The 17079-nt window shown below is 46.0% G+C and carries 14 protein-coding genes and 1 tRNA gene; 14 read left to right on the top strand and 1 reads right to left on the bottom strand.

All coding sequences use genetic code 11. The annotated features are described in order from the left end of the window. Nucleotides 1–55: 55 nt before the first annotated feature. A tRNA-Ile gene (locus EE116_RS09550) sits at nucleotides 56–132 on the top strand. Nucleotides 133–379: 247 nt separating this feature from the next. Here the strand turns inward: EE116_RS09550 and EE116_RS09545 are convergent. After that, nucleotides 380–1486 (bottom strand): FtsW/RodA/SpoVE family cell cycle protein, encoded by a 1107-nt coding sequence (locus EE116_RS09545; RefSeq protein WP_122874216.1) that lies wholly within the window; start codon nucleotides 1484–1486, stop codon nucleotides 380–382. 52 nt (nucleotides 1487–1538) lie between these two features. On the opposite strand from EE116_RS09545, the gene EE116_RS09540 reads away from it, so the two are divergent. The 13 genes from EE116_RS09540 (at nucleotide 1539) to mnmC (ending at nucleotide 16888) form a co-directional block, all read left to right on the top strand. Beyond that, nucleotides 1539–2555: an RluA family pseudouridine synthase gene (locus EE116_RS09540; RefSeq protein WP_122874215.1), complete on the top strand. Its 1017-nt coding sequence runs from the start codon at nucleotides 1539–1541 to the stop codon at nucleotides 2553–2555. After that, the gene (locus EE116_RS09535; protein ID WP_241091677.1) at nucleotides 2485–3702 is read left to right on the top strand and encodes a fibronectin type III domain-containing protein; all 1218 of its coding nucleotides are present in this window, start codon (nucleotides 2485–2487) and stop codon (nucleotides 3700–3702) included. Before EE116_RS09540 ends, EE116_RS09535 begins: the two co-directional genes overlap by 71 nt. Continuing rightward, entirely contained in the window at nucleotides 3702–4877 is a 1176-nt protein-coding gene (gene trmB / locus EE116_RS09530; RefSeq protein ID WP_122874214.1) for a tRNA (guanosine(46)-N7)-methyltransferase TrmB, read from the top strand. The genes EE116_RS09535 and trmB overlap by 1 nt, the downstream gene beginning before the upstream one ends. After that, complete coding sequence (locus EE116_RS09525; protein ID WP_122874213.1) at nucleotides 4861–5532, top strand: cell division ATP-binding protein FtsE; 672 nt, start codon at nucleotides 4861–4863, stop codon at nucleotides 5530–5532. Before trmB ends, EE116_RS09525 begins: the two co-directional genes overlap by 17 nt. After that, nucleotides 5519–6328 (top strand): cell division protein FtsX, encoded by an 810-nt coding sequence (locus tag EE116_RS09520; protein WP_122874212.1) that lies wholly within the window; start codon nucleotides 5519–5521, stop codon nucleotides 6326–6328. Before EE116_RS09525 ends, EE116_RS09520 begins: the two co-directional genes overlap by 14 nt. Next, on the top strand, nucleotides 6325–7575 hold the full coding sequence (locus tag EE116_RS09515) for a murein hydrolase activator EnvC family protein (RefSeq protein WP_122874211.1): 1251 nt from the start codon (nucleotides 6325–6327) through the stop codon (nucleotides 7573–7575). The genes EE116_RS09520 and EE116_RS09515 overlap by 4 nt, the downstream gene beginning before the upstream one ends. Nucleotides 7576–7646: 71 nt before the next feature. Continuing rightward, on the top strand, nucleotides 7647–8366 hold the full coding sequence (gene pyrH / locus EE116_RS09510; protein ID WP_122874210.1) for a UMP kinase: 720 nt from the start codon (nucleotides 7647–7649) through the stop codon (nucleotides 8364–8366). Nucleotides 8367–8381: 15 nt separating this feature from the next. Next, on the top strand, nucleotides 8382–8600 hold the full coding sequence (locus EE116_RS09505) for a DNA-directed RNA polymerase subunit omega (RefSeq protein ID WP_002948448.1): 219 nt from the start codon (nucleotides 8382–8384) through the stop codon (nucleotides 8598–8600). Further along, nucleotides 8584–10782: a RelA/SpoT family protein gene (locus EE116_RS09500; RefSeq protein WP_122874209.1), complete on the top strand. Its 2199-nt coding sequence runs from the start codon at nucleotides 8584–8586 to the stop codon at nucleotides 10780–10782. The genes EE116_RS09505 and EE116_RS09500 overlap by 17 nt, the downstream gene beginning before the upstream one ends. A gap of 17 nt (nucleotides 10783–10799) precedes the next feature. Then, nucleotides 10800–12008, top strand: a complete 1209-nt coding sequence (tyrS, locus tag EE116_RS09495) for a tyrosine--tRNA ligase (RefSeq protein ID WP_122874208.1) — start codon at nucleotides 10800–10802, stop codon at nucleotides 12006–12008. After that, entirely contained in the window at nucleotides 12008–13099 is a 1092-nt protein-coding gene (locus EE116_RS09490; protein ID WP_122874207.1) for a nitronate monooxygenase, read from the top strand. Before tyrS ends, EE116_RS09490 begins: the two co-directional genes overlap by 1 nt. Then, nucleotides 13083–14804, top strand: coding sequence for an N-acetylmuramoyl-L-alanine amidase family protein (locus EE116_RS09485; RefSeq protein WP_122874206.1), 1722 nt, complete (start codon nucleotides 13083–13085; stop codon nucleotides 14802–14804). Before EE116_RS09490 ends, EE116_RS09485 begins: the two co-directional genes overlap by 17 nt. Further along, the gene (gene mnmC / locus EE116_RS09480; RefSeq protein ID WP_122874205.1) at nucleotides 14801–16888 is read left to right on the top strand and encodes a bifunctional tRNA (5-methylaminomethyl-2-thiouridine)(34)-methyltransferase MnmC2/FAD-dependent 5-carboxymethylaminomethyl-2-thiouridine(34) oxidoreductase MnmC1; all 2088 of its coding nucleotides are present in this window, start codon (nucleotides 14801–14803) and stop codon (nucleotides 16886–16888) included. Before EE116_RS09485 ends, mnmC begins: the two co-directional genes overlap by 4 nt. Nucleotides 16889–17079: the final 191 nt, after the last annotated feature.

The raw sequence follows: 17079 nt of genomic DNA, 5'->3' as shown, positions 1-17079 counted from the left end.
ATTTAGCAGTAAATAAGCTTTGCGTTGCTATAATCACAACCTCACTTCAGCTGGCGGGTTCATAGCTCAGTTGGTTAGAGCATCCGGCTCATAACCGGATGGTCCCAGGTTCGAGTCCTGGTGAACCCACCACTTCAATTTATCTTTATCAAATACTTTAAAGTACATCATCTTATTATTTTGTAAGTTTGTTCGGTACATATAAAACATTTGTAGGTTTGTGCTTGCACGATCAGGGCAGGCTGTCAAAAAAACGTCGTTAATAAAATGACCTAACAACAAATGCGGTTAATATTTCAAAACTTCAAATTTTATTTAGGATTTGATTGAAAATTATTTCAATCAAAATTCACGTATGTATTTAGTAAAGTTTTTATGTTTAAATTTTAAATTTAACCAACCTATATGTCGGATCAAACCTAAACGCGAGCAAATTTTGCAAAATCCCAAAAAGGCACATAAAAGTAACGAAGCTACTGCCGCCGTAGCTGTAAAACGGCAGCGGGATACCCACCACCGGCGCAAATCCTATCGTCATCATGATATTTACGCTAACGTAGATAAACAAGAGTATCCCGATCCCAGACGTCATGGTCTGGGTGAAATAATCATCTTTTAGCCCGTAGTTTAGGCTGAGTAGATGAGCTATCAGCGCGCCGTAAAAGCTAAGTAGCGCAAGCCCGCCGTAAAATCCGTATCGCTCGATCGTGTATGCGAAAATAAAATCGCTAGTGGAAATGGGCAAAAATTTAAAATGCGTCTGCGTAGCTTCGTCTTTTGGTTTGCCCTTTAGTCCGCCGCTGCCGATAGCGATGATGCTTTGGCGTACGTGGTAGTTAGACTCCTCGCTTAAAAAATCGGTAATGCGCTTTTTTTGATAATCGTGCAAATTTTCGTAAATCAAGGGGGCGGCGAGCAAAACCCCCGCAAATATCGCAAACCAGATTTTTTTATTTACCCCGATGATAAAAAGCACGGCGTAGCCCACGATGAGTAGTATCAAAGCGGTGCCTAAATCAGGCTCTTTTAAAATCAGTACGAAAGGCAAAAGGATATAAAGGCTAAGCCGTCCAAAATCTTTAAGCCCGTATCCCTCTTCGCCGGGCGGGTGCTGTTTTATGAGGTAGCCTAGCATCAAAAGAAGCGCCGGTTTCATGATCTCTGATGGCTGAAGCGTAAAGTGGATAAAAGGAAACTCAAGCCATCTTTTTGCGCCCAGTTTGCTTGCGCCAAAAAGATCGACGCAAATAAGCAACACGACGCAAATCCAGTAAAATAGCGGTATGAGCCAGGCGATCTTGCGAATGGGGAGCAAAAAGAAAAATAAAAACGCCGCCAGCCCCACGCCGAAATATACAAGCTGCTTGCCGGCTAGGATAGAATTTGCCTCAGAAACCAAAATGTATGATAAAATAATAATAGGAAGTATCAAAAACGGCTGAACGAAGTCAAAATGGGTTAAAATTCGCCTATCGAGTCTTATCAAAAATTTGCCTTTTTTGAGCGATTATAGCATTTTAAAGGAAACAAATCTAAAAATGACGGAAAAAGAGATCAAAATTTTAGAGGATGCGCAGGCGAGGGCGGACGCGTTTTTGGCGGCCGAGCTAAACGTCGCTAGAAACCAAGCGCTAAATTTGATAAAAAGCGGGCTGGTTAGCCTAAACGGCAAGCCGCTAACTAAGCCCTCCGCAAAGCTAAATTTAGGCGACGTTTTGAGGATAAAATTTGAGCAAAGCGAGCCTGATAGGGCTAAATTTGAAGCGGAATTTGAAGTGCCGATCATTTACGAGGACGAGGATTTGCTCGTGCTAAATAAACCGGCAAATTTAGTCGTCCATCCAGCTCCCAGCGTCAAGGAGCCTACGCTTGTGGACTGGCTCGGGGCGAAGGGGTTTTTGCTATCAAATTTAAGCGGACAAAGCAGGGCGGGCATCGTTCACAGGCTAGATAAAGGCACTAGCGGAGCTATCGTCGTAGCCAAAAATAACGCCGCTCACGCCGCGCTTTCAAATCAGCTAAGCGATAAAAGCATGGGGCGCATTTATCTAGCGCTAACCGATCTGCCGCTCAAGCAAAACTGCACCGTAGAGCGAGCTATTGGACGAAATCCGATTAACCGTCTAAAAAAGGCGATAGTTTCAAGCGGCCGCGCGGCAAAGAGCGCCTTTGCGAATTTGCTTTTTAGCGAATTTGACGGCTCGGCGCAGAGCAAAAATGCGGGCGTAAATTTGATCGCGGCAAAGCTTTTTACGGGTAGAACTCATCAGATAAGAGTGCATCTAGCTAGCCTAAACCGCCATATTTTGGGCGATGCTTTATACGGTTTTAAGAGCGAAAAGGATAAAATCGGCCGAGTAATGCTTCACGCCTACGGGCTGTATTTCACGCATCCGCGCACGGGCGGGCAAATGAGCTTCGTTGCGCCCGTCTGGGATGATTTTAGTGAAATTTTACTTAGTAAATTTAGTAAGGAGAATATAGATGAAAAGATTGATTTTATGGGGCTTAGCGAGCTCTTTGGCCATTGTGATGAGTGGATGCGTATCCTCTAGCGGGCCTGCGCAAGTAAATCCAAATTTGCCGACCGTCCAGAGCCTAAAAACCATCAGCGATATGACCGAAGTGGGCTTTGAGTGGACGCCGACTCCGACCTCAAACGTCGCAGGCTACTATCTATACCGCTCAAATCCAAATGAAAATAACGGCAAAATGAAAGTCGTAGCCGTTATAAAAGACCGCTTTGCCAGCCACTACGTGGACGCAAATTTAGCCCCCGAGACGACCTACTCGTACGAAATGAGAACATATAACGAGAGCAAGCAAATCTCGGGCCCGGGCATGATCGTTAGCGCCACGACCAAGCCTCTTATGGACTCCGTACCTTTCGTTAGAGCACTTACGAATTTACCTGAGCGCGTGAAGCTCATCTGGAGACCGCATCCGGATCTTCGCACGGCGTCTTACGTCGTCGAAAAGGCCGATATAAATAAAGAAAACTGGAGGCAAATCGCCGAGGTAAAAGGCAGACTAAACGCCGAGTATATCGATGACGACGTGAAGTCGGGCAGAAGCTACAAGTATAGAGTTTTCGTAAAAACGACTAGCGGCACGATCTCAAAACCTAGCGAGATCGTAGACTCTACGACGAAGCAGCTGCCAAGCGAGGTCGTAAATGCCCAAGCTACTCAAAACGTGCCTAAAAAGATTATTTTGACGTGGGATAGCGTGGCTAGCGACGACTTTGGCTACTATAAAATTTACAGCGTGTCAAGCAAATTTATGCCCTACACTTACCTCGTCAAAACAACGTCTAATAGCTACGAGGATCTCATAAACGAAAACGGCGCGACCAGATACTATAAAATCACCATCGTCGATAAAGACGGCCTAGAGTCTAAAAAGCCTAGCGAGCCTATCATCGGCATGACGTTAGGAGCTATCGACGCGCCGGTCGTATCCTCTATCGTAGCCGACAGCACGGCGGTTAAGCTCACGTGGAACGCCTCTGATAAGGCTAGAAGCTTTACCGTTATAAGAGACGGCGGCGGCAGCGAGCAAAAATTTACAAATATAACGGGCAACGAATTTGTCGATAATAGCGTAACATACGGGCAAAAATACAGCTATAAAGTGATCGCCGTAGATGAATACGGCATAAGCTCCGACGCTTCTGCTAAAGCAGAGATAGCCGTCGAATAATGCCCAATTTTATAGCTAAAAACGTAAATTTTACGCCAAAAGATTGCGGCGAGATAAGCTTTTTGTGGGAGGCTCGCGGCAGGCAGGGCGTTAGCCTCGTTTATACAAAAAGCTCTAGCGAGGAGTTTTTTATCACGCTAAAAAAGCGCGAAGGGGGCTGGGTCGTAAAGGGCGAAAAGCTAACGAAGCCTGCCAAAATAGGGCTTTTGCAAAATGCTTTGGTTAAATTTAAAGAGCTTTACTGCGATCAAATTTTAAGCGAAGCCATCGCTGTAAAAAACACGCGCCTCACGCAAAAAGACTCGGCGATCTTTAGCGTGGGCGAGTTGCTTGAGAATTTAAATCAGAGCGAATTTGAGAGCAAATTTATCGAGATCGGATTTGGTTCGGGCAGGCACTTGCTATTTCAGGCGGAAAATAATCCAAATACGCTAGTCGTCGGTATCGAGGTCTACAAGCCCTCGCTCGAGCAGGTCGCAAAGCTGGCTAAAGCCAAAAACCTAAACAACGTCATGCTTGTAAACTGCGACGCGAGACTGCTTTTGTCGCTTGTGGAGTCAAATTTGATAGATAAGATTTTCTTGCATTTTCCCGTACCTTGGGACGACGCTCCTCATAGGCGCGTAGCCTCGGCTAAATTTGCCCTGGAGTGCGAGCGAACGCTAAAAGTAGGCGGCAAATTTGAGCTGCGAACCGATAGCCGCGAGTATGCGGACTTTACTTTGGCGCAAATTTTAAATTTGAGCGATGCCGACGTGCAAATTTACAAAAACCGCGACCTAAAAGTGAGCAGCAAATATGAAGACCGCTGGAAAAGGCACCAAAAAGATATTTACGACGTTATCTTTACCTGCGAAAAGCAAAGCGAACCAAGAGCCGATCTGGGCGAGCTAAAATTTGAAAGCGGCTACGACGCGAGCAAGGTCGCGGCTAAATTTAGTAACCAAACGATAAAAGAGGATGATTTTTTCTTGCACTTGGAGGAAAAATACGAAAAAGACGGCGAAATTTTGATTCGCGCCGCGTTTGGCTCATTTAACGCGCCCGAGCACTGCTATATTTTGCTCGGCGAAAAGGGCGCGGAATATTTTATAAAAAAGCCGCTCGTTACGGCTGAAAATTTAAAGGCGCATCTTGCGTTGAAGGAGTATTTGGCGGATGCAAAAAATAATTAGCGCAAGCGGGCTTTGCCTAGGATACGAGGGCTGCGAAAAGCTCATAACGGACGCGAAATTTGACATTTACGCCAATGATTTCGTTTTTATCACCGGGCAAAGCGGTAGCGGCAAATCGACGCTTTTAAAATCTTTTTACGGTGAGATAAAGCCAAGTGCTGGCTCGCTAAACGTCTGCCTAACCGATATGATGAATCTTGGCGGGCAAAATCTAGATAAACTAAGGCAGCGCATCGGCGTGGTCTTTCAAAACTACCGCCTGATAAGTGAATGGAATATCGAAAAAAACGTGATGCTGCCGCTGATGATAAAAGGTCTTAGCGCTAACGTTTGTAAAAATCAGGCGACCAAACTCCTAAAGCACGTAAATTTGCTCCATAGGGCGCACAAATATCCAAACGAGCTAAGCGGCGGCGAACAGCAGCGAGCTGCGATGGCTAGGGCGCTCGCGCATAATCCAAATTTGCTACTTTGCGACGAGCCGACGGGTAGCCTCGATGAATACTCAAGCGACGTTATCTGGGGACTTTTGCACTCGGCTAAGGAGTTTTTGGGTACTTGCATCGTGGTCGTCACGCACAGGGTGCCAAGCTCGCTAAGAGTACCCTATAGACATCTTGCTATAGAAAATGGACGCCTATATGAAATTCTTTAAAAACCACTTAAGCACTATAATTCCACTTATGGCGTTACTCGTGGGCATTCAGTTTATATTGCTAGTCGGGCGAGTGGTGGACGAGTACGAGTCCGTGATGAACAAAGACTATAACATTATCATCGTAAGTCAAAACGAGCTAAACGCTACCGACGTAAAGCCGCTCGTTCATACGTTTGAATCTCTTGAACCGCTTAGTTCAAAGCCCGTACTAGAGAAGCTCTCTAAAGATATTTCGTCTAAAAATATCGCCGTTTTGCAAAACGCTTTGCCTAATTTTTACTCGCTAAAGCTAAATGCCTTTCCAAGTACCCAATATATGCAAGAGATAAAGGATAAAATTTCAAAGATTAACGGCGTAAGCAGGGTTGAGACCTTTTCAAAAACGCATGATAAAATTTATAAAATCATGCAGCTGATTAAAAATATTTCGGCGATATTTTCGGGGCTAATCGGGTTAATCGGGCTTATGCTCATCGCAAAACAGATGCGAATTTGGCTATACGAGCACAAGGAGCGCATCGAGATAATGACGCTGCTGGGAGCTCCGTCGTGGCTAAAATCTGGCGCGTTATACAAAAACGCGTTGTTTGATTCGTTTATAGCGACCGTTTTGGTGGCGGTTTTTTACATTATCTTGCCGGATTTGCAGCCCGTTAAGGAAGTCGCTACCGACCTAAATATTAATTTGCCGGCGATTGATCTGTTTTACGAGGGCGGAGTACTGCTGGGCGTTTCGCTTGCGATTAGTTTTTTAGCCGTTTATCTCGTAACCAGAAAAGCAACGGCGATATGAAAAAAATTTGCTTTTTGCTGGCCGCCATGATTTGCTTAAACGCAAGCACTGGCGAAAAGATAAAAAATCAAACGACCTATCTCGAGTCCTCAAAAGAGCTTGAAAAGCAGCTAAATAAAAAGCTAGACGACCTAGCCGGCGACATACTCGGCGGCGAAAAAAGCGTCAGACAAACCGACGACAAGATGAAAGAGCTCATTTTGCAAATAGCGCAGCTGGAAAACAACGCAAAAAGCGCTAGCGGCGAGCTTGACGAGCTAGTAAAGCAAAACAAAGACCTAACGCAAAGTCAAAAAAATATCCAAAAAAGTATCGTGCGCATCATCTCGGACGAGTTTTCTTTCGATCTTATAATGCCAAAAGAGTACGAGGAGGGCGTGGATAGCATAATCGCGACCGAGATTTTAAGCAAGCTAAATTCGGTACTAAAAGATGATTTTAACGAGCTAGCCAAGCAATATGAAAGTACGCAAAATTTAATAAAAACTCAAAACGACAAGATAGACGGCATAAAGTCAAATTTAAAAACCTTTAAATTTAAGCAAGCCGAGCTCGTTTCCCTGCAGGATAAGCAGATGAAAACGCTGGCAAATTTAAAGCGGGATAAGGAAATTTATCAAAAGCAACTCTCGCGCCTACAAGCGCAACAAGACGAGATCAGAAAGACGCTAGAAGAACTAAAAATCGTCGCAAAAAGGGAGAGCGAGGAGGCTAAAAAGGCTCTAGCCGCGCAAAAAGCAGCCGAAGCCAAAGCTCAAAAAAATAAGAAAGATAAAAAAGGCGAGGCCGCAGCAAGCGCGTCTGAGGGCGACGTGAAGCAGTTTGGCTCAAGCTACCAAACTAGCCTTGTTAAAAAATACAGCGGCGAAAAGACTATCGCACCGCTTGACGGCTTTACGGTCAAGCAAAAATTCGGCAACTACGTAGACCCCATCTATAACATCAAAATTTTTAACGAATCGGTTGTGCTAAGCGCAAATTCGGCCGATGCAAAGGTAAAAAGCGTGTTTAACGGTAAAGTGGTCTTTGCCAAAGAAACGGCGATGCTAGATAAGGTCGTCATCATCGAAAATCCAAACGGCATTCACACGATCTACGCGCACCTTAGCCAGATAGCTCCTACCGTAAAAGTGGGCGCAAAAGTGCAAAAAGGCTACGTCATCGGACGCGTGCAACGAGATCTAACCTTTGAAGTTACGCAAAAAAACTACCACATAGACCCCCTCGAGCTAATCAGCCTAAAATAGTACTCGCGCTCCGAGATTAGCAAAATTTAAAGCAAATTTAGCTAAAATCCGAAAATTTAAGGAGATGAAAAATGGAGCGAAAAAAGCGAATTTTAGTTAAATTTTCAGGTGAGGCGCTAGCTGGAGACAGCGGCTTTGGTATAGATAACGCTGTGCTTAAATTTATCGCAAAGCAGATCAAAGAGCTAGTAGAAAACGGCATCCAAGTGGGCATCGTTATCGGCGGAGGCAACATCATACGCGGCGTGAGTGCGGCTAGAGACGGCATCATAAAGCGCACCAGCGGCGATCACATGGGCATGCTGGCTACCGTGATAAACTCCATCGCGATGAGAGAGGCGCTAGAGAGCGTAGGCCTAGACGTGCGCGTACAAAGCGCGATAAAGATGGAGGCTATCTGTGAGACCTTTATCGTCGGACGCGCGAACAGACACCTTGAAAAAGGCCGCGTCGTGATCTTTGCCGCGGGAACTGGAAATCCATTTTTCACTACCGATACGGCGGCGACTTTGCGCGCTATCGAGATAGATTCAGATATGATAATCAAAGCTACGAAAGTGGACGGTGTTTACGATAAAGACCCGCATAAATTTGAAAACGCGAAGCTCCTAAAAGAGCTAAACTACGAGCTTGCGATGAGTGACGATATCAAAGTGATGGACGATACGGCAATTGCGTTAGCTAAGGATAATTCGCTACCGATCTTGGTGTGCAATATGTTCAAAGACGGAAACCTACTCAAAATCATACAAGGCGACGAGAGTGCGTTTTGCTCTATCGTAAGAAATTAAATTTAAGGAGAATAAATGAGATCTGAAGAAGTAGCGGCAAAGGCTCTAAAACTCGTCGGAGACGATAGGTACATGCTCGCTCTAGCGGTAGCAAAAAGAGCCGAGGCTCTAGCTGGCGGCGCAAAAAGCTTGCTTGATATCGACGTTACTAAGATGAAATTTGCCGATATCGCCCTACGCGAGATAGCTGAGGGCAAGATAGCTTTAGAGGGCATAGTTGAAGCAGCTAAATAGCGGATTTTTACTAGAACAATTAATCGATGATATAACCGCTTGCAAGGATGTCGCTCAGGCGAGACAGCTGCTTAGCGAGCTGATAAATTTTACACCGAATTTAGAGCGCGCGATCGAGTGTTGCGTCATCTCGCATGCGGGGCAGTTTAGAAAAAGCGGCGAACCGTATGCTATACACCCTATCCTAGTGGCCTGCATCGTGGCGCACATGGGCGGAGACGAGGATATGATTATCGCCGCCTTGCTGCACGACGTGGTTGAGGATACGGATAGATCGATCGAGAGCGTGCGGGAGGACTTTGGCGAAGAGGTCGCAAAGCTAGTCGAGGGGCTAACTAAAATCGTAGCCATCAGAGAGGATAAGCTCGCAAGCTCGGAGTCAAACGAGCGTCTGGCGGCCTCTGCGATGACCTTTCGCAAGATGCTTCTTATCTCTATCGAGGACGTGAGAGTGCTCGTGGTAAAGCTTTGCGATAGGTTGCACAATATGCTCACCCTGCAAGCTTTGCGTCCGGAAAAGCAAAAACGAATCGCCGAAGAGACGCTGATGGTTTACGCTCCGATCGCGCATAGGCTAGGCATTTCGTCGATCAAAAACGTGCTTGAGGATCTTAGCTTTAAATATGCTTTGCCAGAAGAGTACAAAAAAATCGACGACTACTTAACCGAGCACAAACAGCAGCTCGTGCTAAAGCTAAACGCGTTTACCGATAAAATTTTTCAAATTTTACTCAAAAACGGTTTTAGCGAAAATGACTTTGAGATACAAAAGCGTATCAAACATCACTATTCGATTTATCTAAAAATGCAGAGAAAAGGCATCTCGATCGAAGAGGTGCTGGATCTGCTAGCTGCGCGCGTGCTGGTTAAAGAACCGCAGGATTGCTATTTGGTGCTTGGAAATTTGCATATAAATTTTAACCCTTTAATCTCGCGTTTTAAAGACTACGTTGCACTTCCGAAGCAAAACGGCTATCAGACGATACATACTACGATATTTGACAACAAAAGCATCTTTGAGGTTCAAATTCGCACCTTTGATATGCATAAAACCGCAGAGTACGGCGTTGCGGCGCACTGGAAATATAAAAGCGGCGGCTTTTTAAACCCGAAACTTGACTGGCTAAGCGATATCAGCGGCATAGAAAACGGCATGGAGGAAGCAGGCGAAAACCCTGAGGAGCTCTACGAATATGCAAAAGATAGCCTCTACGTCGAGGATGTCGCGGTTTATTCGCCAAAGGGCGACATATTCACGCTTCCGCGCGGCGCTACGGCACTTGATTACGCTTATGAGATACACACGCACGTAGGCTTGCATGCTAAAGAAGCCTATGTAAACCGCGTGCGAGTACCGCTACTAACGGAGCTAAAAAACGGCGATATCGTGAGTATCGTAACCGGCGATGAGCCAAAATACCGCTGTTCGTGGCTAGGTAGCGTAAAAACGGGCAAGGCTAGAGCCACGATCCGCTCGTACTGCAAGCAAAAGATAAGAGATATAAACAACATGGTCGCGATCGAAATTTTAAGCGGTATCTTTGCCGTACCTTCTCAAACTATCGAGCAGTGGCTAGAGACTGAAAATTTGACCAAGAAAATTTTTAGAGCGGCGTTTGATTCGGTTTACCTGCAAGACGTGGTAAACGCGCTAAAAAAATACGTAAAAAGAGACCGTCCGTTTGCTATCGCGATGACGGATAAATACAACGTCAAAAAGCAAAAATTTGAAAATATCGTGATCTACTCGAATCACAAGATAAATAGCATTGAGTTTGATTATTGCTGCAATCCAAAGCGCGGCGACGATATCGTGGGATTTAGAAACTACCACCACGTAACCGTCCATCACAAGCTTTGCGAGCGGTTTATGAAGCTAGCCGAAGAAAAAAACGAGATGATTTTCGTCAAATGGACGCGGGTTGCTCCTCATAGATTTAAGATCATCTTAAGCCTAGAAAACAGACGCGGGTCGCTTGCGGAGTTTTTGACGCATATGGCGAAAATGCAAGTCGATCTCGTAACTATCAGCCTCACCGAAACTAGAGAGGCGACGGCGGACTTTTTCGAGCTAACGATCGAACTTGGCGAAAATTTGAACGTGAACGAGATAAAGGAGCGGCTAAGAGATCGCTACAAGATCATAGACTTCGTGTCGCTTGACGACGCATACGGACATTAATAAATTTAGGAGAGAAAATGGGCGAAAATTTGAGCAAAATAATGAGTGATATAAAAAAGGGCGTCGCCGAGATGATCGATGAGGAGCGTGTCGAAAATTTAGTAAAAAACTACTACGAAAAGGGCGAAAATTTCTACGTTAAAGCAGGCTTTGACCCGACGGCTCCCGATCTACACCTAGGTCACACCGTAGTGCTTCAAAAGATGGCTCTTTTGCAAAAGCATGGAGCGATAGTGCAGTTTTTGATAGGCGATTTCACGGGACAAATCGGCGATCCTAGCGGCAAAAGCCAGACGCGTAAAAAACTAGACCGCGAGACCGTGGCGGCAAACGCCAAAACCTACGAGGAGCAAGTTTTTAAAATCTTAGATCCGCAAAAAACAAAGATAATGTTTAACTCCAAGTGGCTAAACGAGCTGGGAGCTGCGGGCATCGTGGAGCTAACTAGCACCTTTGCGGTGGCCAGGATGCTTGAGCGCGATGATTTTGAGAAAAGATACAAAAGCGGCGCCTCGATCTCGATTAGCGAATTTTTATATCCGCTCCTTCAGGGCTACGATAGCGTCGCGATGAAGTGCGATATCGAGATGGGCGGCACGGATCAGAAATTTAACCTTTTAATGGGGCGAACCTTGCAGCGAGTTTACAACGTCGGCAAAGAACAAGCCGTCATCATGATGCCGCTTTTAGAGGGGCTAGACGGCGTAAATAAAATGAGCAAGAGCTTGGGCAACTACATCGGCGTGACCGATGAGCCAAACGATATGTTTGCTAAGGTTTTAAGCGTGAGCGACGAGCTGATGTGGCGCTGGTACGAGCTACTAAGCGACAAAAGTGCGGAAGAAATCGCAAATTTAAAAGCGGACGTAGCTAGCGGCAAGGCTCACCCAAAAGCCGTAAAAGAGGCTCTTGCGCTAGAAATCACGGCTAGATATAACGGCGAAGCGGCGGCGAAAGAGGCGAAGGCCGAATTTGACCGCGTGCATTCGCAAAATTTGATCCCGACCGAGATGGACGAGTTTGAGCTCTCAGCTCCCGTTTGGATCGTGCAGGCGCTCACTCACTGCGGGCTCTGCGCTAGCAGCTCTCAGGCGCGCCGAGATATTGCGGCAAACGCCGTGAGCCTAAATCAAGAAAAGATCGCCGACGAGCAGCTTCAGTTGGGTGCCGGCGAATACGTCTTGCAAGTAGGCAAGCGTAAATTTGCAAAACTAAAGGTAACCTGATGCAACCCGTAAAAATCGGAAAATACGATATAAAATACCCGATAATCCAAGGCGGAATGGGACTTGGTATCAGTTGGGATAGGCTCGCCGGAAACGTCAGCCTAGAAGGCGGCCTAGGCGTCATAAGCTCTGTTGGGACGGGCTACTACGAAGGACGAAAATACATCACCAAAGAGCTAAACGCCAAGCCCTACGGTAGCGGAAATTTCTACTCGCGAGAGGGGCTAAAAGCCGTCATCGACAATGCGCGTAAAATTTGCGGCGATAGGCCTCTTGGGGTCAATATTTTGTACGCCAGCAACGACTACGAGCGTATCGTAAAAGACGCCTGCGATCACGGTATAAATGTAATCATCACGGGCGCGGGGCTACCGACGAATTTGCCTGAATTTACAGTAGACTACCCGGACGTGGCTTTGGTTCCTATAGTATCCTCGGCAAAGGCGCTAAAAATCATCTGCAAACGCTGGCAGGGGCGCTACGGTAGGCTTCCAGACGGCGTGGTACTCGAGGGGCCTCTTAGCGGCGGGCACCAGGGATTTACCTACGAGCAGTGCATAGATCCTGCGTACAGCCTGGAAAATTTGATAACTCCAGTTAGCGAAGAGATAAAGCAGTGGGGCGATTTCCCATTATTTGCCGCGGGCGGCATTTGGGATAAAAACGACATCGAAAAAGCGATTTCGCTAGGGGCAAATGGCGTGCAGATGGGTACTCGCTTTATCGGTACGCACGAGTGCGACGCTAGCGAAGAGTTTAAAGATGTACTCCTTGCGGCTAAAAAAGAGGACATAGAGCTAATCAAAAGCCCGGTAGGCTACCCCGCACGAGGCGTTAGAACAAATTTAATAAATCTAGTCGACAAACGCCAAGGACCAAAAATCAGCTGCGTAAGCAACTGCGTAAGTCCGTGCCAGCGCGGCAAAGAGGCCAAAGAGGTAGGATACTGTATCGCAGACCGCCTTTATGACGCCTTTGAGGGGCGCAAGGAGACGGGGCTGTTTTTCACGGGCGCAAACGGCTACAAGCTAAACGAGATAATAAGCGTGAAAGAACTATTTGAAAAACTGATAAATGGCGAAGATAGTTAAATTATTTTTAATACTTCTATTTTTTTTGAATAGCGCGGTTTGCGCAAGCGCTTTATCGAGTTTAGATAAATTCGATAAAAATTTTGATAGCGCAACCAATAAAGAAAAGATCGCAATGCATCAAGAGCTAAGGACTCTTTACGTAAAATCCATAATGGAAAATAACGTAAATTTAAGAGTCCAAAGCCTAACTAGACTAATAAAAAGCTCAAAAGCCCTAGGGCTAGATACCAAACCGTATGAAAAAGAGCTCGCGAGCATACCGCAGTCTGCAAAGCCAAGCGAAGAAAAACCAAAACAAGAAATAAAGCAGGTCAAAAAAGAACAACAAAAACAAGAGCCGAAGCAAAAAGAAGTAAAGCTAAGTCAACTTTCCTCCGCTCCATTGGCCGTTCAAAATACTAAAACCGTCAAAAATCAAACTTTGCAGCTTCTAGAAGTATCTGATAACGACGGGAATTTCGAGCTAAAATTTAACCGCCAGCTAAACGGCAATGATATTAAAAAAACCGACCTTAATCAAAAAGGTTCTTATAAAACGATTTATGAATTTAAAGGAATTTGGAGTGGCGGAAAACTGCAAAGATTTAAGAACTACTTGGTGGATGAGATCCGCATAAGTCAGTTTGACGAAAAAACCGTTAGGGTGGTATTCGTAAGTCAATTTGAACCAAATTTAAAACTCAGAGTCGATAATCAGTCTTTAATTTTCTCAAAGGCTAAGCCCACGCAAAGCCAAAATTTAACGAGTCAAAACAGTAAACAAAAAAATTATCAACCGTCTATCAAGCAAGAGCTCCCCAAAATCGCTGCAAATTCGAAATCTGAAATAACTCAAATACAGCAGCAAAAAGCAACTCAACACCAAGCTCAAAATCAAAAGCTCGCTCAGCAAAAGCAAGAAAAAGTTGCCGCACAGACCAAGACGAATGCTAAAAGTACCCAAAGCACCACCGAAAAGGATGAGCAAGAGGTCGTGCTGGCGCCCGTAAAAACGACAAGCACTAAAAAAATCACAAGCGCTAAAGGCAAGGTTGTCGTCCTTGACGCAGGACACGGAGGCGACGATCCAGGCGCCATAAACGGATCGCTAAAAGAAAAAAATATCGTGCTAAGTATCGCCCAAAAGGCAGGCAAAGAGCTGCAAGGACGCGGCTACAAGGTGTATTACACACGTAGTAAGGATAAATTTATCAACCTTCGCGACCGCACGAAATACGCCAACGACAAGGCTGCGGACCTCTTTATCTCCATCCACGCAAATGCCGCGCCGAGCAAAACCAAGGCAGCGACTATGCGCGGCATAGAGACGTTTTTCCTCTCGCCGGCTCGTTCTGAGCGTAGCAAAAACGCCGCTGCCCTGGAAAATAAATCCGACATCGAGGAGATGAACTATTTTTCTAAGCAGACTTTTTTAAATTTCCTCAACCGCGAGAAAATCATCGCCTCAAACAAGCTCGCCATCGACGTTCAACGCGAAGTTTTAGCGCGAGCAAAATCAGTTAGCTCAAAGGCCTCCGACGGCGGCGTTCGCGAGGCGCCGTTTTGGGTACTAGTGGGTGCGCTGATGCCTGCGGTTCTGCTTGAGGTCGGCTACATCACTCACCCGGGCGAGGGCGAGCTCATAAATAACTCAAAATACCAAGATGCCCTAGCTAAGGGGCTCGCAGACGGTATAGACGTCTATTTTTCAAACCAGCAATGAAAAGCGCGCAAGTCGTTTTAAAGGGCGGTATCCCTTTTAGTCCCGAATTTGACGACATTTACTTTAACGCAGACGACCCTGCCGGCCAGAGCGAGTACGTTTTTAACTCCGTTTTTGACGAAATTTGGGAGAAAAAGAGCGAATTTAACGTGCTTGAGGCTGGATTTGGCACAGGGTTAAATTTTCTCTGCGCTTTTAAAAGATTTAAAAACTCGGATAAATTTTTAAATTTCGTCAGTATCGAAAAAACTCCGATCGCCAAAGAGGATCTGGCTAAAATTTATGCGAATTTTAGCGAGCTCGCGGATATTTCGGGTGAGCTTTTGGGTGCCTACCCGCCTCTTATTCGCGGATTTCATAGGCTAAATTTGGCTCCAAACGTCACGCTTACCTTGTGTTTTGGTGACGTGGCCGAGGTTTTGGATGAGCTTAGTTTTAAAGCAGATACCGTTTTTATGGACGGCTTTGCTCCCGCTAAAAACGAAGCTATGTGGAGCGAGCGGGTTTGCGGTAAAATCGCAAATTTATGTGCATTGGGTGCTAGCGTTTGCACATACTCGGCTTCGGGTGCGTTAAAAAGAGCCTTGCAAAATAGCGGTTTTGAGGTAAATTCGCTAAAAGGTTACGGCAAAAAGCGCGAGATGCTACGTGCCAAATTTACGGGTGAACGGCAAGCTGAGGGTGAAATTTGGTTTAGCAGATTTGATCCCGCTGCCACGACCGCTCCAAAGACGGCGCTAGTTATCGGCGGCGGCGTGGCTGGCTGCGTTTGCGCGTTTAAGTTGCGCGAGCGCGGCCTAGATGTAACGATCGCCGAAAAGCGTGGCGATATCGCACTAAACGGCTCTGGAAATTACTGCGGGATTTTGATGCCGCTCATCACGAAACCAACCGTAAATTTAGGCCGAATGCATATGAACGCGTTTTTGCAGGCAGCGCGCTTTTATGAACAAAACCTCGGCGCCCAGGAGATAGAGTTTTGCGGTGCGACAGACTACGCATACGAGCAAAAGACGCTAGAGCGCTTTTACGAGTGGCACGAATTTGACGCGGACAACGGCGTTTTTGAGCTAAAATTTGATGACGAGCCTTACGCTAGCGCGTTTATTTTTAATGGCGCCAAAGCTCGCCCCAGAAAGATGTGCAAAGCGGCAAGCGCAGGCATAAAAACGCTATTAAACTGCGAATTTACGGGCTTTGAGACTCTTGAGAGCGGCGCTGTTAGGGCTCATTTTAAGGATGGGGAAATCATCGACGCCGACGTACTCTTGCTTGCTGTCGGTAGCGAGAGCATGGAGCTTTTTACGGACTACGACATCAGGCTTAGCTCCGTGCGCGGCCAGGTCACGCATATCGCGCCTGCCGTTTGGACGCCTGCGCCTTTTAGCGCCAAAGGCTACGTTTGCCCGCCTGCCCAAGGCGTGCAGGTTATCGGCGCGACTTACGATAGAAATCTTTTTTTAGACGAGCCGCGTTCTAGCGATGATGAGAAAAATTTAGCTGACGTTGCCGAGTTTTTGAGCGGTAAATTTGTAGAAAACGAGCGGCTAAATTTAAACGGCGTGCGGGAGCTAAATTTGACTATCGGCCCAGAGTGTGACGCTGAAAATGCGGATCGTTTGGAAGCGATAAATTTAAGTAAAAGTGTGGATTTGCGTGCCGAGACTACTGATGATTCGGCGCAGACGCAAGATGCATCAAATTTGACTGCATCCGAAAATCTCTCAAACAACACGATAAAAACTCCGCAAAACGTCCGAATAATCGGCTCGAAAGTGGGCTACCGCAGCTATAGCGGCGACCGTTTTCCGCTCATCGGGCGGCTTTACGACGAGGATTTTTATAAAGATACCTACAAGTCGCTGCTTTGGACGAAAGGTAAGTCTAATCCGCGTCCAAAATACGTGCCAAACGTCTACGTTAGCACCGCTCACGGCTCGCGCGGGCTTTGTACGGCCGTGCTCGGCGCCGAGCTCATCTGCGACCTTATTTTTGACCGTCCGCTTTGTATAGAAAAATCGCTTTTTGACGAGCTTCATTTGGCGAGATTTCTCGTTAGGAAACTCAAAAAAGGGCTAAAGTAGGCATAAAGTTGGATTTTAAAGTTTGATTTTACGTTGTTTAATTTTGCATCAAATTCGGCATAAATTTGAGGCAGCGGCTGGTACTGATCAAATTTTATTTTTTATAAATTTAGCCGTTCTAGTTAAAGTAGCATGAGTGCCGTTTGCAGGCGTATATCAAAAATGTTAAGAGTGGAATAAATTTACGCGAT

Origin of the sequence: Campylobacter showae (assembly GCF_900573985.1) — a bacterium.
Classification (GTDB): Bacteria; Campylobacterota; Campylobacteria; order Campylobacterales; family Campylobacteraceae; genus Campylobacter_A; species Campylobacter_A showae_E.
The sequence above is the reverse complement of the archived record's forward strand: the minus strand, read 5'-3'. Positions and strand labels throughout refer to the sequence as shown.